The organism is Nostoc sp. C057 (assembly GCF_013393925.1).
GTDB classification, from domain to species: Bacteria; Cyanobacteriota; Cyanobacteriia; order Cyanobacteriales; family Nostocaceae; genus Nostoc; species Nostoc muscorum_A.
This window is the reverse complement of record NZ_CP040294.1, coordinates 1-19,073: the sequence shown is the minus strand read 5'-3', so window position 1 is coordinate 19,073 and position 19,073 is coordinate 1. Positions and strand designations below refer to the sequence as shown.

Annotated in this window: 23 protein-coding genes and 2 pseudogenes; 17 read left to right on the top strand and 8 right to left on the bottom strand. The window is 41.0% G+C overall.

The window, feature by feature from the left end; genetic code table 11:
- Nucleotides 1-233: 233 nt before the first annotated feature.
- Entirely contained in the window at nucleotides 234-482 is a 249-nt protein-coding gene (locus FD724_RS40020) for a hypothetical protein (protein ID WP_179077063.1), read from the bottom strand.
- The gene (locus tag FD724_RS40015; RefSeq protein ID WP_179077062.1) at nucleotides 475-666 is read right to left on the bottom strand and encodes a hypothetical protein; all 192 of its coding nucleotides are present in this window, start codon (nucleotides 664-666) and stop codon (nucleotides 475-477) included. Before FD724_RS40015 ends, FD724_RS40020 begins: the two co-directional genes overlap by 8 nt.
- Nucleotides 667-895: 229 nt before the next feature.
- Between FD724_RS40015 and FD724_RS40010 the strand changes: the two genes are divergently transcribed.
- The 10 genes from FD724_RS40010 to FD724_RS39970 all read left to right on the top strand — a co-directional run bounded on the left by FD724_RS40010 (nucleotide 896) and on the right by FD724_RS39970 (nucleotide 6,569).
- Nucleotides 896-1,060, top strand: coding sequence for a hypothetical protein (locus FD724_RS40010; protein WP_179077061.1), 165 nt, complete (start codon nucleotides 896-898; stop codon nucleotides 1,058-1,060).
- 267 nt (nucleotides 1,061-1,327) lie between these two features.
- Nucleotides 1,328-2,425 carry a hypothetical protein gene (locus FD724_RS40005; protein WP_179077060.1) on the top strand — a complete coding sequence of 366 codons (1,098 nt, stop codon included), beginning with the start codon at nucleotides 1,328-1,330 and terminating at the stop codon, nucleotides 2,423-2,425.
- Nucleotides 2,406-2,600 (top strand): hypothetical protein, encoded by a 195-nt coding sequence (locus FD724_RS40000; RefSeq protein WP_114085628.1) that lies wholly within the window; start codon nucleotides 2,406-2,408, stop codon nucleotides 2,598-2,600. Before FD724_RS40005 ends, FD724_RS40000 begins: the two co-directional genes overlap by 20 nt.
- Before the next feature lies 1 nt (nucleotide 2,601).
- Nucleotides 2,602-2,826, top strand: a complete 225-nt coding sequence (locus FD724_RS39995) for a hypothetical protein (protein ID WP_256874831.1) — start codon at nucleotides 2,602-2,604, stop codon at nucleotides 2,824-2,826.
- A gap of 89 nt (nucleotides 2,827-2,915) precedes the next feature.
- Nucleotides 2,916-3,173, top strand: coding sequence for a hypothetical protein (locus tag FD724_RS39990; RefSeq protein ID WP_179077059.1), 258 nt, complete (start codon nucleotides 2,916-2,918; stop codon nucleotides 3,171-3,173).
- Nucleotides 3,174-3,365: 192 nt separating this feature from the next.
- Nucleotides 3,366-3,587 (top strand): hypothetical protein, encoded by a 222-nt coding sequence (locus FD724_RS41660; RefSeq protein ID WP_256874830.1) that lies wholly within the window; start codon nucleotides 3,366-3,368, stop codon nucleotides 3,585-3,587.
- The gene (locus FD724_RS41655; RefSeq protein ID WP_256874829.1) at nucleotides 3,587-3,994 is read left to right on the top strand and encodes a hypothetical protein; all 408 of its coding nucleotides are present in this window, start codon (nucleotides 3,587-3,589) and stop codon (nucleotides 3,992-3,994) included. The genes FD724_RS41660 and FD724_RS41655 overlap by 1 nt, the downstream gene beginning before the upstream one ends.
- Nucleotides 3,945-4,304 carry a hypothetical protein gene (locus FD724_RS41650; protein WP_256874828.1) on the top strand — a complete coding sequence of 120 codons (360 nt, stop codon included), beginning with the start codon at nucleotides 3,945-3,947 and terminating at the stop codon, nucleotides 4,302-4,304. Before FD724_RS41655 ends, FD724_RS41650 begins: the two co-directional genes overlap by 50 nt.
- 64 nt (nucleotides 4,305-4,368) lie before the next feature.
- Nucleotides 4,369-6,270 (top strand): hypothetical protein, encoded by a 1,902-nt coding sequence (locus tag FD724_RS39975; RefSeq protein ID WP_179077058.1) that lies wholly within the window; start codon nucleotides 4,369-4,371, stop codon nucleotides 6,268-6,270.
- A gap of 92 nt (nucleotides 6,271-6,362) precedes the next feature.
- Nucleotides 6,363-6,569 (top strand): hypothetical protein, encoded by a 207-nt coding sequence (locus tag FD724_RS39970; RefSeq protein ID WP_094345795.1) that lies wholly within the window; start codon nucleotides 6,363-6,365, stop codon nucleotides 6,567-6,569.
- A gap of 65 nt (nucleotides 6,570-6,634) precedes the next feature.
- Here FD724_RS39970 and FD724_RS39965 read toward each other — a convergent pair whose 3' ends face one another.
- Genes FD724_RS39965 through FD724_RS39955 form a run of 3 tightly spaced genes read right to left on the bottom strand, consistent with a single transcriptional unit; the run spans nucleotide 6,635 to nucleotide 8,674 of the window.
- A complete protein-coding gene (locus tag FD724_RS39965) occupies nucleotides 6,635-7,378 on the bottom strand; it encodes a hypothetical protein (protein ID WP_179077057.1) in 744 nt (247 codons plus the stop codon).
- The gene (locus tag FD724_RS39960) at nucleotides 7,368-8,183 is read right to left on the bottom strand and encodes a hypothetical protein (protein ID WP_179077056.1); all 816 of its coding nucleotides are present in this window, start codon (nucleotides 8,181-8,183) and stop codon (nucleotides 7,368-7,370) included. Before FD724_RS39960 ends, FD724_RS39965 begins: the two co-directional genes overlap by 11 nt.
- Nucleotides 8,180-8,674 carry a hypothetical protein gene (locus tag FD724_RS39955; protein WP_179077055.1) on the bottom strand — a complete coding sequence of 165 codons (495 nt, stop codon included), beginning with the start codon at nucleotides 8,672-8,674 and terminating at the stop codon, nucleotides 8,180-8,182. Before FD724_RS39955 ends, FD724_RS39960 begins: the two co-directional genes overlap by 4 nt.
- 639 nt (nucleotides 8,675-9,313) lie before the next feature.
- Here FD724_RS39955 and mobC point away from each other — a divergent pair.
- The 7 genes and pseudogenes from mobC to FD724_RS39935 form a co-directional block, all read left to right on the top strand.
- Nucleotides 9,314-9,568: pseudogene (gene mobC, locus FD724_RS41645) on the top strand (plasmid mobilization relaxosome protein MobC); the annotation flags it as partial.
- Nucleotides 9,569-9,653: 85 nt separating this feature from the next.
- Entirely contained in the window at nucleotides 9,654-9,809 is a 156-nt protein-coding gene (locus tag FD724_RS41640; protein WP_256874826.1) for a hypothetical protein, read from the top strand.
- 24 nt (nucleotides 9,810-9,833) lie between these two features.
- Nucleotides 9,834-10,304 (top strand): relaxase/mobilization nuclease domain-containing protein, encoded by a 471-nt coding sequence (locus FD724_RS41635; RefSeq protein WP_256874825.1) that lies wholly within the window; start codon nucleotides 9,834-9,836, stop codon nucleotides 10,302-10,304.
- Nucleotides 10,264-12,111: a relaxase gene (locus tag FD724_RS39945; RefSeq protein ID WP_256874824.1), complete on the top strand. Its 1,848-nt coding sequence runs from the start codon at nucleotides 10,264-10,266 to the stop codon at nucleotides 12,109-12,111. Before FD724_RS41635 ends, FD724_RS39945 begins: the two co-directional genes overlap by 41 nt.
- Nucleotides 12,112-12,336: 225 nt before the next feature.
- A complete protein-coding gene (locus FD724_RS41630; protein ID WP_256874823.1) occupies nucleotides 12,337-12,552 on the top strand; it encodes a transposase in 216 nt (71 codons plus the stop codon).
- An 88-nt stretch (nucleotides 12,553-12,640) separates the two neighbouring features.
- Nucleotides 12,641-12,715, top strand: a pseudogene (locus FD724_RS41625) (IS5/IS1182 family transposase); the annotation flags it as partial.
- Between the two features lie 209 nt (nucleotides 12,716-12,924).
- Entirely contained in the window at nucleotides 12,925-14,262 is a 1,338-nt protein-coding gene (locus tag FD724_RS39935; protein ID WP_179077054.1) for a cytochrome P450, read from the top strand.
- A gap of 56 nt (nucleotides 14,263-14,318) precedes the next feature.
- Here FD724_RS39935 and FD724_RS39930 read toward each other — a convergent pair whose 3' ends face one another.
- The 3 genes from FD724_RS39930 to FD724_RS39920 form a co-directional block, all read right to left on the bottom strand.
- Complete coding sequence (locus FD724_RS39930) at nucleotides 14,319-17,522, bottom strand: CHAT domain-containing protein (RefSeq protein WP_179077053.1); 3,204 nt, start codon at nucleotides 17,520-17,522, stop codon at nucleotides 14,319-14,321.
- Nucleotides 17,523-17,565: 43 nt separating this feature from the next.
- On the bottom strand, nucleotides 17,566-17,949 hold the full coding sequence (locus tag FD724_RS39925) for a trypco2 family protein (RefSeq protein WP_179077052.1): 384 nt from the start codon (nucleotides 17,947-17,949) through the stop codon (nucleotides 17,566-17,568).
- A gap of 170 nt (nucleotides 17,950-18,119) precedes the next feature.
- Nucleotides 18,120-19,073: carboxylesterase (locus tag FD724_RS39920; protein ID WP_179077051.1), on the bottom strand; the 954-nt coding region annotated here is incomplete at its 5' end.

Sequence of the window (19,073 nt, the reverse complement as noted above, 5' to 3'; positions counted from 1 at the left end):
GATGGACTAAGGGTATAGTCTTATTACATAGTAAATTATCTCAGGCAAAAAAAAATAATAAATATCTCAGCTTTATAAAATAAAATAATTTATCTATTTTTCTCAAGCCAAGACATAGCAAAGCTTTTACACGTTTTCAAATACTATTAAAAACCAGGTAAATACCTCACTCTATTAATAGTATTAGTGTGACTAAAAATAATTCAATTTATTGATGCTGCCTCAACAAGACATTAATCTAAAATTTTGACTGACTTAATACCTTGGCTGCATTTTGTCACTAACAGCCATCTTTTAGCCTCTGGTTCTAGCGCGGGCATGATTCGGAAGTTGAAAACATCTGCCCAAGTTTCGACCCCGTGAGCGTTTGCAAAACTGACTTCAAGTTCCTTGAACCGTACCCAATCGCGATCGCTGATAGCCGTCAAAACGGGGAGAAGCCAGGGGAGTGATTTTAAATCAATGGCAGATGGGTTAATCATTTGATTTGTTTTTAGCGATCGCATCTGGAGACAGAGATTCTTTCCAGTTGGCAAGGGCGGCAACAACTACCCCTTCAACTAAATTCGAGACAGTTCTCCGCTCGGATTTGGCCCACGCTTCTAAATCCGATTTTGTTTCATGTTCACAAGTAAACATTACTTTAGCCTTTTTTGTTACTCCCATTTCTACTCACTTCAACAGCTTACTGAATCTTTACTCAACTATATCCTTTAAGACTCTGACTCTGTAAGCTTTTTTAGTTTAACAGAGTTGAAGCTTGAACATTTTAGTTGACAGCTTCAGCAGCTATCATCTACCATAGCACTCATAAGCAAGGCAGAAACGCCAACAGCAGACAAGATACACGTCTCCTTGGCGACTTCAGCCTGCGAATTTATTTTGAGGAGAATTTATGCGAGTAACAATCAGGCAATCTCTACACCCATTTATCAGCAATAAAGCGCAGGAATTAGGCATTAATGACCATGCGGAGGTAGTTAACTTCCTTTTACTTCAGATTTTGCAAAAATCGATGCTGTCACAGACTCAGGCTACTGGGAGCCAAGATACTCAGTAGTGTTTCACAGAAACGTTTCATGAAACAGTTTCAACGGTTGCATCAATGTTTCAGCCTCACAACAACCGTGAAACGCCACTGACACTCGCCTGAAACATGAAACATGAAACATGAAACGTTAGTTGATGATGACTACTTTTGCTTGTGACAGTGACGATAAAAAGTTGAGGGTAAAACGATATGTCAAGACCTAAAAAACAACCAACATCTATAAGCACGAACGCACCTAACACAAACGAGGCTGAAACTATAACAGAGAAAGCATCAATGTCATCAAAAAAGGTAATTCATTTGATGCTAGATGCTGGGCGCTCCAGTATTAAATATCAGGCTTTCGTTAATAACGAAACTGGCACAACACCAGTGATGAAGACCGAATCCTTGGTGTGTTGTGTGCCATCAGTACCATTTGGAGAATTAGGAGCTTTCAGCCTAAGCCGAGGTAAAGATGAAAACAACAAAGATGTTGTAGAGCATTGGGTTGTAGGCTCCTCAGCCAGACTGCAAGGTAAGGAATATATAGCAATGAGTGATTCCGAGAATTACAAAGTACACTACTTCCCCATCCTTGCATTAGGCGCAATCGCATCTCTGCCGAATCTGCTTGAGTTGTCCACGGGTACAAGCGCCAAGCGTAGAACCTTGCACATTCGTTTATCAACGCTCTCGCTAGCTTCCCCATTGGAACTAAAAAAAGCCATTGAACAATGCAAGTGGATAGCAGTAGATGGTGTTAGATACCGTCTGTGCTTCTCTAAACTTGGCTTTCTGGGATTTCCAGAGGGATATGGCGCGTCACTCTGGGCAAGCGAACGCTTTGACGATAAACAGTTCCATACTTTTGATATTGGATATGGTACAGCCACAATCAGCGAATACAGTAATCTCGGCAAGTTACCAAAACGGCTAACTTGTAGTCCCAATGGTGGCGGTGGCGTTGCCACACTAATCAAAGAATTCTCCAGAGCATTGAGCAATACCGATTCTTCTAGAATGATTCGCCCCTCCCAACTGCGCGAGATTTTAGAAACTGCAACCGTTGGTGATAACGGCATAAGTGCGATTGCACCTGATGGCGAAGACATTGGGAGTGAGTTAGAGAACGCGATTCACTCATGGATGAAAGATTCTCCCTTGGCTTATGCCCTAGATGACATATCCGTGAAAGCCAGACGCAGCAAGGTAACTTTGTGTGGCGGTGCGTTTGCGATCCCACCCGTGCAGATGTTGATCAAAGAAAGATTACTTAAATCTTGCATTCCAGAAAGTAATTTGTTGATTCCCGAAAATCCGGGAACCGTTGCTTTATCAGAGATGAAAAAACTTTACTTAGGAGAAACAACCGATGTTAACCAAGCGGCTTAATTACAACGTTCCTCAAGACTTGACTCCAGCCATCAGAATGCTTGCAGAAATGGATGGTACAACCCCAGCTTACTGGCTGAGAAAAGCTTTAGAAAAAGTAGTGAATGAAAGGTTCTCTGTCAATAACAATCATCAAATTAACTTAGGAGATTTGGAGGCGATAAGAGGTGAATAATATGATGAGCAGTATTGTTAGCACAGAAGAAATAGTAATCATTCTGGCTGGATGTGAGCAAACTTTAAGGTTGATTCAAGCTACTCTCGAATATAGGAGACTGCAAACATCAGAGCATTTTACTACATCAAATGACTTGGTACTGAATGATGCCATTCAATCAATTTCTGAAGTTTTAGATGGCATTGAAAAAGTACAACTCGCTAACAGTTCTGATGAGGATTAATTGGGCGAACGCTTGACCGGAGAAGAAAAGCGTTCGCACAAGTGACTTAGATCAGGGATGAAATCAGTACACACATTCAAGGATACAAAATGGCGCACCCCGTAGGATATTATTCCCTCTCCCACGACAACGCACTGATTAAAGATATGTGTGAGACATGGGGGGAAGGACTAGAGAAGATGAGCGAATCAGACACACTCTGGTTAATTGCAAAAATCGCTCATCAAGCATGGGTAGAGTGTGAATCTTCTAACCCTCCTAGCAATGAAGCGGAGTCAGTATTTAAACGACTGCATGAGTTAAAGCAATGGGAAAAATTTGCACTGATTACCGCAATGGCACAGTGAGATGTACAAGAAGCAATTGTATTTAGCCTTGGCTGGTGTCGGGGTCTGCTTCTTGCCTGTAATCATCCCCTTAGATTCCCAAATTGGGGGCTTATGCAGAAGCCGAGAGATTAAAAGGCTACCGAAGGATTAGAACGTCAGCGCATAGAAGAACGGGCAAAAACCAGCGATGCCTTATACGAGGCGGGAGTCATGCCCACAACTCGAAAACTGAGAATCACCAATTATTTTGATAGCAGTAAACGCAATCCCAGACCAGACACAACCCTTTATCAAGATGACGAGATTGTTGATGTGTTTGATGCTTCTGGGCGCTGCATAGGTCGGATTGAAGAAGGAACTTGGAAATGGAAGCACAAAGCCAAAGAGGTTTGTAAAAGCGTTCAAAATATCAAACCAGTGAGGAGAAAATAATGGCGTTAGGAACATCTGGTGCAGAAAGTAATAGCACTGGTAACAGTGATGGTAAACCCAAAGGTAAGAAGCACTCATTTGGTGAAATCATCGATTTTTGTGCCAAGGCTGTTGTGATGATTGTTGGCTTACCCATTAGGGCAGCCGCCGCTATAGTCAATCAGTTTGTTGCTAACGGTGGCGCGGGTCGTGCTTTGGTAGGCGGGATTTTATTTATTGGCGGTTCTGTAATTAGTGCTGATTCAACTTGGCAATTAATCTTTACTGGCCCCCCTGTTTGTCCTTGGTTTGAGCCGACTTGGAATTGGCTAAATGTGCCGTTTGCACTGTTCAACCCCTTGTTTTACCTTGGCATTCATGGTTTCTGTAGGTGTTCAAGTAATCGAAGCCCATGCCCTACGCGGTAAAAACCCAGATTCAGCTAGGCGGGAACTTCAAGATCACATGGTTTATGAGCTTGAAACCAAGCCCAGTGGCAAGATTGACTTGGTAGGCCAGTTGTGGCAAGACTACAAGACCGCAGGGACACGCGATCGCTCTAGTGCTGGGCTAGTTGTGATTGCGGTTTGGGCATTCGATATTGTCACCACCTTTGCGGCTCGTAACCCATTTGAATTTACAGCCCCATTCATGATTTTGGGCTGCATCTTGTTTAACATCGGCACAATGATGGCAGGTGAAATTGGGTTTGCCATCTGGCGGTTGACCAAAGATTAAAGTGAGTGCCGCTCAACAACTCTCTACATTGAGCGGCTTCTTAACTCAACGAGGCATTTGTTTTATGCAAAGCAATAATATCCCCAAAATTACAACTAAGGAAACGGAACACTTACGCGAATCATATCCGGCCTTATCCCATTTGGAGGCGGGGAATGTTTCTGAATGGTTGCAAGAGCGCAAGGATCAATTATTTGAAATGGCGAGGCAATCTGAGAACGAAGCAGACATGACCCGTGTACTTGGCTTGCTGGCTGGGGGCATCGGAGCGGTTTGTTATGCTGTCAATCCTTTGGCTGTAGTTGGTGGTTTAATTGGCGGTGCTGCGTGGTTATGGTTTGTTGTCGAACACTCGAACCGCACTAAAGAAATCGCACCAATACCATTTGTACGTGGCAACTTTGTAGATGCGATCTCTCGTGCTGGTGACTATGATAGCCGGAGCAATTATCAAGCGGATCATCTTGCTAATACTGTTAAATTCTTAGAGCGACAATCAGCAGAAGAGTACGCCTTTCTTCATGCTGAATTTGAAAATATTGGGCAGTATTTAACCCAAGTTGAACCAGGAAAACGTTTTTATGCTTATCGCTGGATGTTTGGCTGGTTTGGCAAGCTCAAGGGTCGTCAGCTACCCACTTATCAAAGCATGGCTCTCCATTTACAGGATGTGACCATTGACAGCCGGCTGAATCGGTCTGAGGTAAGTGCCATTGCACAGGCTCAAACCCAGTTACCACCGACCGTAGATATTAAGCAATTAACTTCACCACAAGTAGATATTCGGGACACTCACCAAGCGGCTTCTCTTTCAAAACCGGAGGAGTTACAGCCATCAGCTAATGGGCTTTCACCAGACACTATAACTAATCTGACTTTGGCTCAGAGAGCAAACGCACTCATCGCGGCTTTAAGGAAAAGTGGCTTCCAAATAGAAGACATGATGAGTTCCCAGGTGATAGCGATCGCTGGTACTCAGCGAGGAGGCAAGGGAACCTTAGCAGCAATCTTGGCAACATTATCTCTAGCTTTAGATGCAGGATTAAACACCCAATACTTTACAGCCGGGGTGGATGTTTACCCCTTTAGTTGCAATCTGATTTCTGCTCTTAAGTACCCTGAAAAAGATGCGGACGGTGCAGATAAACTAGTCGCCCGTGACTTGCTTAAATTTCTTAAAGGCTTAGATGCAAGTGAACCTTACTCCCACAAAAACTTACTGTTAGTTATTGATGAGGCGATGCGGTTGCTGTCCCTACTTGATGAGAGCGATCGCACTTGGGCAATCCAATATTTACTTTCTCGCTTCGCCAAATGTGGCGGTACATTAATCATCGTGTTGCATGGCTCGAACCTAACTTCTGTGGTTGGCAAGGCGACAGCAGGACTAGCAGACACCTTTAAGCAATCGGTTAACTTCATTGGCTGTGTAGCTCAGTCTGTCAGCGCTGGTGGATTGCGAAAGATTAATGTTGCCAGTGGCGAATATTTCAAAGCCAACCCTAATAACTTTGCTGAACCTGTTAACAGTGGCAATCTGGGCATGATTCCAGACTGGTTAAAGATAGAGTTACACCCAGGAAATGGTCAGCCAGATCCAGCAAGAACATTACTCAAATTCTTCCCGGAACTGGTGCAGCATCACCAGCCAGCAGTTATGCCCAGAGGGGAGAAAATTGCACCACCAGATGCAGTTAATCATCTTGAGTCTATTTTCTCAAAGCCTACCCAAGACGTTGAAATTGCAGAGGTAGAAGAGGTGAGTATTTCTGAGGCGGATTTTGAGCAGATTTTAAACATTGTTACTTCAGCCGTTACAACACCAGTCAGCTTTGCTGCGATTAGAAATAGCCGAAAGTGGGGCGAAGAGAAACCTAGCGTTCGGTATTTAAGGGGTGCGATTGCACAACTTATAGAATCCAAGCAATTGAAGGGTAGTGAGAAGTTAGGGTTTACCGCTTTTTAATATTACTGCAATCTCAGAAAGCCTTTAATTTTCAGTTAGTTCCAAGACATCAAGACATCAAAAGCCTGAATCATAGTAATGGATCTAAATTTATGCACCCAATTGAGTTGAAGAAAAAGTGGCAGTTAACTTACGACGAGCTTGCACTTGTCTTAGGTTATGAAGGTGATTATACTGTCCGTTCTTGGAACATGAATGGAAGACATAAGCGTAACCCTCAAAAAGTTGTCTATGTCGCTTGCAGACTTCTTGATGAGAAGTGGTCAGCGCAAGGTAAACTTGTGCATTCTTATCTCTGATTATTCCTATTATTGGGGCAAATATCACGTTAATTCTGTTTGCCCCAATCGCTATATCTTGCCCTTCATCTTCGATTTCGGTCAGTCCCCAAACGCTTTTCTATCCGTTGTAGCTTGACATTGCTGTAACCAGTACGCTGCCAGATAGCTTGTAGATAGTTATTGAAATCATCCGAGGTTTTTACCGGAATAATTTGATTGATTGAAAAGAACATTGACAAAGCAAATGATGTAGTAATCAGCCCCATCATTCCATATTTAGTTAGAGGTTCAGAGCGATAAACCTCTTTCTCTATGGTGATGGGTTCGGGGGGAGGGCTGTTCTTCAACTCTTGAATAACCGTAGTCAACTTCTTCGTGTGAATCAACAGGTCGTTCCAGTTTTGCTTCAACTGCAATACTTCGCTTTTCAGCCCTTTGAACTCTAAGCTCTCTAATGTCGCTGATGACTTGGGCGTATTCTTTAACTGCGTCAGTAAGGGAGTTAATTCTTGTCTCAAATTCTCGTTGCTCTGCTCGAACTCGTTCGAGGAGAGATTCTGATTCTTCAATTCCTTCGTCAGGATCTCGATTGTCGCTATCGCTTGGGTGAGCAGTTGACTCTGAATTAAATTCGTCTGTGACCATGCTTGTAACTCCGCCCTATCTCTTTCGCGTTCAGTTTTTTGTGACTGCTTAAAATTTTCAAACTCTCTATATAATCTGCCCAGTGCTATCTTGACCTCACCCTGTTCACTGCTCTCTACGGAATTGGCAGTTTCAGAGTAAGGATTGCTGTGATTGCCGTTGCCATTATTGTTATTGCTCATTAGTTTTCTTTTGACCCCGACGAGAAGTAGACGCAGTAACTTTTGTCTGTTTTGAAGTCGTAGTGTTTTCTAAAGCAGCAACCAGAATCTCTGGTTGTTGTAACCCCAGATAAGCCCCAGCTTTTTCAAGCTCTGGTTTAGCCTGATCTAAAAACCCACTCACTAGCAGGTAATCCCCAAAAGGAAAACCATTCTCTTCAGTAGCAGCCGAGTAAGGTAGACCTTTCTCTGTCAACGTGTCAAAGGTCGAGTAGTCTAGCTCTGGCATTTCTATTTCTATGCCTTTTAATTCGGCTATAGCTGCCGATGTTTTACTATTCTCCCAACGCTGAAAACCTGAACCTTTATCCCAACACAGATTTTTCACTATTACATAATCTGCTTGAGCGCCGCAGAATTCTGCCATAGTTTTTAAGCTAGTGATGACCGAGTAACCAAGGTTAAGCACAGTCACCAGCGTTACCCGATAACCCAAATCACCTGCAATCTTGAATAGCCCAAATTTACTGATAATTTCCCTGGTTTTATTGCTTGATGCCCCCGGCATATCTACTATTATTGAGTCTGGTGACTCCGCTTTAATTTCCGTAAAGAAGCGTTTCGCCTCTGCCACCTCCAGGAAGTTCAGCAGCCTTACCCCTGAGCCAAAGTTTTGATAGTATTCGTATAGTTCTGGATTCTCTGTATCTGCATCATAAGCTAGATAATTAATGCTTTTATTGTGCATTACATCCAGCAGTAAGCGAGTAAAGGCAGTCTTACCTGTACCACCCTTGCCCCCCAGTATCATCACAATGCGTTTCATATTTCACTCCTATCAGTGATGTTGAATTGAGCAGAAGTCTTAGGTGTTGTTTTATTTCGTTTACTAGTTTTAGTTGATGATGAGCCGGATGGTTCACTACTAACAGTTAGTGAACTATCTGGCTCTACTGGTAAAACCGAGTCATTATTTGAGGTTGATGAATCAGTTAATTCTGGCTCGGAGTCAGAATTAACTGATTCATCAACCGCTTTATCTGATGATGAACTACTCAAATTATTGTCAGTTGATGTTGAAGCTTTTTTATGAAAACTCTTCAGACCACTGGCCGCCAGTTCTACCCCATGACCTTTAAACACATCAGAAACATCTTCATAGGAGTAGCCAGCATCCAACATATCTTGAATAGGTTTAGCCAAACTGAGAACTAAATCTGACACGCTGATAGTTTTAGGAGTCGCCGCTTTCTGTTTAAGACTGGTTTGAATATCTTCTATTTTTGATAAAGGGACAGCTTTCGGTTTGCGCGGCATATTTAGCACTAGTAATAAATTATTCCATTGTAAAAAAAACGTGGTCAAAAAAAGTTTAAGTTTCTTGTCGTGATGTGACGAATATCAACAGAAAAAGGTTTGTATCCTCGTGAGGTAGACTAGTCTAAAAAAGCAGTTACCCATGAATCAATATCCTTCGTATCACTAGTATGGCCAGTATTGCCCAATAGACCCTGCCCTCGGTTACACCAAGGTTACTGCACAGAGTCAATCGTGGTGAGCCAAAGTCTCATACTTCCCCAGCCTCCGGTTATGCCCCTTGGTTCTGGTTTACCCTAGCCCGTCGTGGGGGCATAGGCAAGCAATACGCCGTAACGCACTACGTGCTACTTTTACCTTCGGTAAAAGCGTCGTGTTTGCTTGTTGGGGGTGTCCCCCAAACCCCCGAAAACCGTTTTTTTCAAGGGGTGAATAAGTCAAGAGAGTTCCGGGTTATTCGCCTACCTGCTCGGCGCTCTGCGCCATAGCAGCTACAGCGAATAACCCGGTTAAAAATGAATAAGCAGATAAATAAACGCTTAACTAGTTATGCAGCCAGACCCCCGCACCAATCTTAGTAATCAACTAGCTGATACATTAATCAATCGGTCAGTAGCACCAGATTAAAAGCGAGAAGTAACCATCACATTTAGGGCTAGCTATGCTGAAAAAGCGAGGCTAGAGCAACGGTGTACTGGAGTGGTGCAAAGCGACTATATAAGAGCGAGATTATTTGACTACCCTTTACCACATCCTAAATTAGTCATTCCCGAAGTTAACCGACAGGCTATTTACGAGCTAAAAAAGATTGGGAACAACCTAAATCAGCAGACTAGGGCGATTAACGAAGCTGTAAAAATTGGTAGTCAACCGTTGACGGCCGAGGTGAAATAATATCTGAAAACTCTTGAAGAACTGACCGCATTTTTAGAACAGACTCGCCAATCACTCACTCAATCTACGGTAGAGGATCAGCGCAATGATTACCAAAGTCAAGGCTAACAAATCATTTCGTGGCACTACTAAATATGTAATTGAGAAAGAAAAAGCCAAAATTATTGGTGGGAATATGTACGGGAGAACTACCAATGAACTGGTAGAGCAGTTTACCTTATCAGCCCATCTTAACCCCTAGCTAAAAGACCCATGCTATCACCTAATGCTTAGTGTACCGAAAAACGATAGAACGCTAAATGATGACGAATTAGCTAATCTGTCTCAACGTCACTTGGCATCGGTCATTGTACTATCGCGGCTTCAAGGTGATGAATCCCAAGTTAAACAGCCAGAAAAAAGAATATCAGATACCAAACTGAACCAGCTAGTTAATAAATTTATAGAATTAGAACTACCAGCTTATGACTTCTTTATAGCGCGGCACTCTGATAAAGAACACGATCACACTCACATCGTTGCATCTAGAGTCAATAACCTAGACGGGAAATCTATTCGTACTTGGAACAATTACGCCCACTCTGAACATTCAGCCCGACTACTAGAGCGAGAATTTCAGCTAACCCCAGTCCCAAATAGTTGGGAAAGTAAGCAAAAGGCTATGACTCGGAATCAACTGGAGCGAGTCGAGAGCGATGGGACTTCCAGGCGAAGAAATAATGCGCCGAGCTATTGAGCAAGTGGCAGCAGATAAACCTACAATGCCCCAGTTAATTGAGCGCTTATGGAGAGAGCATCAAGTCAAAGCCATCGTCAGTTATTACGGCCACGGTGGGGTAAGGGGTATTAAGTTTGGCATTGATATCGGCTCAGTTAATGAAGATGGTAGCCCTCGCTTGCTCTGGAAACAGGGAGGTAATCTCAATAAATATAAGTGTTCATTTACAAAGCTCCAGTCTGAGTTGGGGATAAGCTACGACCCAAAACGTGATGATAGCAAAATTAAACGTTTAAATAATTTCTTAGAATCTGTAGATAATAACCAAGACAATCAACAAATAATATCAACCACATTACCTAAAGAAGCTCAAAATATAGCCGAAACTAAACACCAGACAAACTCAGCTAAATCAGATGCGGAACAACGAGCAAGTTCAAAACTCATAAATACAATCTCTAACTTTATTGAACAGTCAGCAGTTGATAATGCCTTGGTTGAAACGTTACCACAATTAGCAGAACAACTCTCTCAATATAACCAGCAGTTATCAGCAGGTAGAACCGCATTCGACGAGCTATCATCGGCGATTACTCAAGAGTTACAATCCCATACAGAGAAGAAAGCTATCTTATCAATCTCTGATTATATTGAGCAATCAACTGTCGAGTCAGCCTTAACTGAAGCAGTATTAGAATTAACGCAACGACTTTCTCAATACAAAGAGCAGCTATCAGCAGGTAGAACCACATTTGACGACCTCGAATTGGTGATTAATACTGAGTTACAATCCCATATAGAGAAGAAAGCTATCTTATCAATTTCTGATTACGTTGAGCAATCGACTGTTGAATCTGCCTTAACTGAAACAGTATTAGAATTAACGCAACAACTTTCTCAATACAAAGAGCAGCTTGTTACAGCTAAAGCTACATTTAATGACCTGGATGCAGTTCTTGCGACTGAGTTACAATCATATCTAGAGAAGAGAGCCATTTCATCAATTTCTGATTATATTGAGCAATCAACTGTCGAGTCAGCCTTAACTGAAACAGTATTAGAATTAACACAACAACTTTCTCAAAATCAGCAGCAGCTAGAAGCAGGAAAAACCATATTCGACGACCTGGAAGCAGCGATTGTTTATTTGGAGCAACTCCATAGATCGCAAAAAATAGTGGATGCGATTGCTCTTAATCAAACTCCAACTATAACCACAGATGAACCAAAGTTAAAAGATAACCTTTCAGCCGAATTATATCAGTATTACAGTGCAGACTTGCAAAACTTATTAGTGACTGACCGAGATAAAGAAATTGCTATACGGGCGCTCAAAGATAATAAACTACCCCAAGATGTTGAAGAAATTATCTTTGCCAGTCCAGCCGGATGGACACAAGATGAAGCTAGAGAATTGGTACTTATCGCTAGCAATCAACTGGCAACTCAAAAGTCAGAGCCAGAACAGTCACTCACAGAAAAGCAGCGTCAAGAGTCGGAATTCTTAGCGATGGCTGTGCCTATTGCTGTTGAATTAATCAACTGGCAATTAAGAAAAACTGGCTCAAATAGCCTTAGATTTAAACGTGCCACTCTGGAGAAGCAGGGTAGAGAACTGGTATTTACCCATGATGAACGAGGTGAGATTTTTCGAGTGGCAGTCAACCGAAATCAGTCAGGTGAGCTTGAGTATTCACCGATTAATGTGGGGTCAGTAGAAATAGAAGATATTCAGCTTTGGCAAAAAGCAGAGCGCGTATTGCAACAAATAATAGAAGAAAAACAGCAACAAGAACTCAGACAAAGTAAAGGGATCTCTCTCTAGGTGATGGCGCAACTCTTAACCGCTTCGCTCAAATAGTCGGTGTCTGCCACTGCCAGAAATCCACTCGTTGAGCCACCCAGATTGTTGCAGGCAGCGTCAGACACTCCGCTTCGCCGCCTATTTGTTAAGAGTTGCTTGAGTTACTGTGGTGTGGATTTATAGAACCCATTTGACATCTTTTACTGTATTGAAGTACAGTGACGGCAAAAGCCATATCCAGCAGCCATGCCGTACTCTAGCAGCCTAACAGACGAAGAATGGGAAATTCTGGAACCCCTACTGCCGACTATATTGCCTGCTAAGAAACAGACTAGACCCTCCAACTGGACAAAAAGAGAACTCTTAGATGGCATCTTCTATCAACTAAAGAATGGCTGCAATTGGGAAGACTTACCCAAGGACTTGCCCCCCTACTCGACTGTATATTGGCATTACAAGTAGTGGCGGGACCAAGGAGTGATAGAAGAACTGATGAGAGTTTTACATGGACAAGTGCGTGAACAGGTAAAAAAAAGCCAAGTGGACGACGTTGATAATTATCGACTCTCAAGCGGTGAAAAACACCTGTAATGCGAGTATTACATCGAAAGGATATTGTTTCTACTTTCTGGGGTAAATATAGCGTAAACTCTGTTGGCGAATTCATGTAGCGGCAATTTCTAGCGTGAGTGGTTACGACATTTCAAGGGTTTTGGGATGGCGATCGCAATTCGCCAACAGAGTCGGTATCCCGGCTGAACCCCTATCTGAAAAGTCCGAGCTTTCATCTTCATTGAGTAATATTTATCTCTAAACTAAAACTAAGAAACAGTTATGAAATATCCCAATGGTTCGCAAACATCAGAGTTAATGCAGACTATTCAGTACATTTTGACTCCATTAGAGTACTTGGATAAGTGTGCTAAAACCTATGGTGACATCTTTAGTCTTCGCCTTATCGGCTTTCCTCCCTACGTAGTCCTCAGTAATCCACAAGGAATTAAGGAAGTTTTTACCGCAGCCCCAAACCTATTTTACGCTGGGGAGGCCAACAAATATTTACCACAGACTATTTTGGGAGCTAGCTCACTAGTTTTGATTGATGGCGATTACCACCAACGCCAACGACGGCTGTTAACACCCGCTTTTCATGGAGAACGGATGCAGGCTTATGGTCAGTTGATCTGTGATATTACTAAGCAGGTTATGAGCAAATGGACGATTGATAAACCCTTTAATGTTCGGTCTTCCATGCAAGATATCTCGCTACAAGTAATTTTAAAGGCTGTTTTTGGCTTGGATGCAGGACTACGTTTCCAGCAGCTAAAGCAACTGTTGAGTTCAATGATGGATGTATTTAGCTCTTCTTGGAGTTCCAGTTTTTTGTTTATCCAGACACTTCAGTGGGATTTGGGCCCTTGGAGTGTCTGGGGAAGCTTTCTGCGTTTTTGTGAACAAGCTGATGAACTAATTTACGCTGAAATTCGCCAACGCCGCAATGATCCCAATTTATTTGGTGAAGATATCCTGAGTTTTATGATGACTGCTTGTGATGAAGAAGGTCAGCCTATGACAGATGTGGAGTTACGCGATGAGCTAATAACATTACTAGTAGCAGGTCATGAAACTACTGCCACCGCTCTAACATGGGCTTTGTACTGGATTCATTATTTACCAGAGGTACGTGAAAGTTTACTGACAGAACTGGAAGTCCTTCGTTCTAATCCAGAGCCAACAGATGTTGCTCGGCTTCCGTATCTGAATGCAGTATGCTCTGAAACTTTACGTATATATCCTGTTACTTTATTTACTTTTTCTCGAATTGTTCAAGCACCTGTCCAGATTATGGGTTACCAATTTGAGCCAGGAACAATGATATCTCCTTGTATCTACTTAACTCATCACCGAGAAGACCTATATCCTGAACCTTGGTGTTTTAGACCAGAGCGGTTTCTAAAACGACAATTTTCGCCTTATGAATTTTTGCCTTTTGGTGGCGGTAACCGTCGTTGTCTTGGAATGGCATTTGCTCAGTTTGAAATTAAATTAGTTTTGGCAACACTTCTTTTTCACCAGAAACTAAGGTTGGTTAAGTTTCATCGAGTCAAACCTGTACGTCGAGGACTTACTATTGCACCGCCTGGAAATTTATGTTTGATTCCTACTAGTTAAGATACCTACATAAGCAGATGGTAAGTGAAAAATGTAATAAAGTTTTGTAAAAATAATTATTTCATCTTAGCAAAATGTTCTAACAACAGGCGATTTATGAAAATGTAACCACCACCAACTTTTTGTAATAAGAAAAGCTTACTAGTATTATAATCGAGAAATTCAGCATAATTCCAAGGAATAAAACCTTTTTTAAAAAGGATAAAGCGTAAGGTCAAATGTTTAATGCAGGCTCTACCACTACTGCGGCCAATTCCAAAAATTAGGCCCCCTATTAATCCGTAACCTACTGCATATTTTATTGCTAAACCCATCTCATGCCCCTGTAGTAGCAAACCCATCAACAAAAAAATCAGACATGAAATTAACCAATTCGCTAGTCCAGTAATGAGAGCATTTCTGATTGATGTCCAAATACCCTGATTTGGAAATGTTGTTTTCGCCACTCTTAAAGGTGGGATCTCAGCAGTGCTTCCATACATTAGTCCAATCATCAGTGTAATGAACGCTGCGTAAATTAGTCCTAAACTTAGTAGATCAATTCGGGTTCTAAAAACCTTATTTTCAATACCTTTCCGATATAATTCAATAAAATTATAATCCTCCAAAAAAGCGCATGACATTCCAATAATCAACCCAAGTATTAAGCCAACTAAAAACCATTTAGTCAGATTCTTTTTTATTTCTTCCCAATTCCATTGCAGAGTCTCAGTTGTTTCAATTTCTGGTTCATCGCGTATATAGAAAAAAATAATACCAACTCCACCTAACAGTCCAGTAGATAGAGCGTATTTCCAATTATCGATAGGCTGTAGTGGAATATGAACCAGTCCTGTTAAAGAACCAAGCAGTCCAGCAATTAGTGCGCTTCCAAGAAAATAGATTTTTTTTTCAGCTTTACTTTGCAACCAACTTGGCTGCATTTCTTCAATTAAGAATATAGTTTGAGACTCTCTGAGCATATTCTGTGCTAACCAAGTCAACCTAAACTTCGTTTTTTTCTCCTGGTATCGCCGATTAAGTTTTGTGCGATTAATAGGATTAAACATCCTATCAATATAGTCATTAAATAGACGTTCGCTGCGTTCTCCTATCAAATCTATTTTACGCAAGTCTTCAATAGAGACTCCTTCGTAAGCCCAAATCATGATATTAAGCATTAAAGGAGAACAAGCCAACTTTTTTAGTGTCTTATCTTGTCTAATTAATACTTTCAGCCCTGTTAAGTCAGAATCTATTTTGTTCAAGTAAAGATACACTTTTTCTAGGGTCAATGGCATTAAGAAAACCGCTTTTTCAAAGTTTAATTGATTAGAAATAGCTTTATAATTATGAATACGGCTACAAACTACAATCTCTAATGCATGATCCTTCTTAAATTGATTTAAGGCGGCAATACATGCATTTTGATACTCATCTTGGACTTCATCTAAGCCATCTAGCAGTAAAAGTAATCGCTGTTCATTAACCCAAGATTGTCCTATTTTTTTTGGAATACTATATTTGCTATTTAATTCCTCCACCAGCCAATCAGCAATCGGTTGGTTTTTTTTACCCTTCCAAGAGGAGAGATTAAATACTACAGGAATTCGGTGATTTTCGTTTGCTTCTGCACGGCTAATGAGCTCACGAGCTAGTTCCAGTAAAGTTGTGGTTTTACCTGAACCTGGCATACCTACAATAAGCAGTGTTCGTCCCTCACCGATTTGATCAAAAAGCTTAATTACTTTAGTATCTGACGGTAGTTTTGTTGTTTTTTTGCTCTTAGTCTGCAACTGCATCTCCCAAGGAGAAGTGATTAGATTGGGTTTTTCTTGCAAACCTAAGTTAATCAGAACTTGGTTATACAGGGACTCCTCTAATACTCCTTTGATCCAAAAATTTTTTACCTTACTAAGCAAGGCATTACGATTGAATACATCAGTTGGTGACAGTTGGTAGGATGGCTGGGGATATCTATTCGGGATAGGAAAGAGTTGCCCTCCTTCATTATCTTGCCAGCGTAGATAAAGCACCGGGCGATACCACTGGTTGCCCTCTATTCCCATTGCCTCCCGCCCCTTACTAATAGCCGCTGCTAGGGAATCTTTCTGTCCCAACGAGCGATAAAATTGTTCGGCAAATTGAGTAGCAGCCTCCACACCAATTGAGTATTGCATTGCAACTACTGCTGGAATCCGGTGGTTGATCAGATTTTGTGCCGTACCGTTGAATACCGAATCTCCCGCTACTGCCATCGCTGACTGGCAGGCACTTAGCACAACTAATGCTACCCCGCTTGAAGTGTTGCTATCATCACTAAAGCTAGACTGCCGCAGCAGAGTTCCTAGTTTTGCTGCACTGACGTAATCTGGTTTGCTTTCTTCATCTTCAAATAACAAGTATCCCTGCGGGTCTAGCAATTGAGTGTTGCACTTGCGGCATTGCTGTACTTTTATCCCCTGATTAATAAATTGGCACTCCCGATTAGGACACCGTTTGCCAAACAGCCCATGTCCATCAAAATGGATTACATGAGGAGCATCTTCACCCCGATGCTCGGTTAAATAAGTTCGCAACTCGTTAACAGTGGCATACTCTAGTTCTGCAAGACGAATAAGTCCTGCTTCGCTGGCTTTTTTCAATCCCTTACTTATTGCCTGTTGTTCTTTTTTATTCAGTGGTTGTATTCCCCTGTCTAAGTCAAAAGCTGCCGATGATACCAGCAAAACATTCACCTTCTCAACAGCACTTAAGTTGGGAGGAACTGTTTCATGGGCAATGTAGCGGGAAATTGTTACTTGGCGATGAAGTAAAAATTGTTTACCATCATGCAGCAATTCCCAAGGGTAATCTGCTAGGCGTGATCCGTGCATTACATCTGCCTGAAACGTCAACCGAATATGCAGTGGTTGAGTATTTTTAGTTTCAGTTACCCGTTCTGCTTCAAGTAATTTGTTCTTAAGCTGACTACTTGATGGAAAGAGTGCTCGGTAAAGTGCCTTTCCAATATTAGCTAGATAATGAGCGTGAAAATCGCTTCGAGTTTCATTCAAGATGCCAGAGGTAACCATCCAGTCCTGTTCAGGAGCTTGTGGGAAATCTTCTGGTTTGAAAGTGGTAGTCTCTAGAGTCCTAATTAAGGTAGTTCGCCAGTCACATTCGCCTTCAAAGAAAGGTAATGACGATTCTATTTCTGCCTCACCGACGGGAGATTTAGTCACTATTGCCTTAAATCGCTTTGCATCTATGGGTGACAGGTATAACTCAAATGTTTCCACGAGACTACCTCACTCATACTTAAAATCGGTAAAAGTCACATATTTAAAACAGTTCGCTTAAATTCTCCTCACTCCCTTTTGTGATAGCTTCCACATTTATCTTCAAAAATTCTTCCCAACGTTCTGAGTATAACTTTTTGTAAATGCTTAACAACTGTTCTTTTTTTAACAATGGTGATAGAGTTACTTTCACTTTTTGCACATCATCTCGACTACCTCCCCCTCCTATTTCAAGAACATAGATTTTAACTCCTCCTTTGCCCTCCTTCTTCACTGTTACTTGTAACTCTAATTCTACAGAATCCACGCTAAAAAAAGGAACATCTGTTTTATTACTGGGAGGTTCATTACTAAGATAGGTGATTAATAGTTCTTGCTTGACTTGTTTTATTAGTTCTGCCAGTCCTATCAGGTTATTATCAGACATCGATAAATCCTCTGATTATAAATTTAATTGGTATTATAAATTTTAGCATCATTCAGCCAAAAATATATTAGAACAAAATGCAATTTCAGATTGGCAATTGGCTACATTAAATTAGTATTTTTTATATTAAAAAAATACAGTTAGTTTATTAATGTTATATTATTTAAAGCTTATAGCAATGAGCTAATAAAATTTAAAATACTTTGAGTGACTATTTCATTATTCATTGGAGATACTATATCGCCAACAATGATATGATTGTAAGGATCTTGAGTTTTATTAATATATATAATTTCCTTTATATATGTCTCTTCTTGGTTAGTATTTCCCAATCGACTGAATATGCTTTCTGTTTTTTTAGTATTAACTACCTGCTCAAATTGTGAAAAAATCATTAACACTGGCTGTCTGATATTTTCAACTTTTGCTTCTCTAGCGATCTTTACTGTTCCCATCATAGGCAAAAGAGCTTCAACAGGATAACTCGTTGTCCAGTATTCCCCCTGTTGTGGGTTTATAGGTTCCCAACTTCGATTAGAGCCTATAATTATTTTTGCTAGAGTTTTTCCCCAAGGCCATAATAGAACATTACTAATAGGTTGTTTTGGACTAAAATTTGGGGATATAAATACCAAGGCCACAACATCATCATTCATCTTTTGAACTTCAGTTGCTAACCACATAGTAAGTGCTGACCCTGTAGAGAAACTTATAATTATTACTTTTTCTCCTATTCTTCTACCTATTTCAAAAGCTTCATAAGTGTCATTTATCCAATCGTTTACTGATGCTTCCGCCAAGACTTTACTGCCACGACCATGACCAGTTAATCGAGTATGAAAAAGATTGGCTTTTAAATTTTTAGCAATGTTTTCACACAAAGGGTATGTATCCTTTTTTGTTGATGAAAACCCGTGTATGTAAACAATTGCTATCTTTGTTTTTTGCTTTTTTAAGGAATTTGCCCAAATAATAGCTTTTTCAGTTCCAGGGGTAATATCATCAAATTTTTGCTCTGATTCTTTTAAAAATTTGTCTAGTTCTTTAGGCTCTTTAGGTAATTCAACTTTTTTTATAGTCTTATCAATAGGAACTCTAGATCCAAGGAAAAATAGCAGACTCAT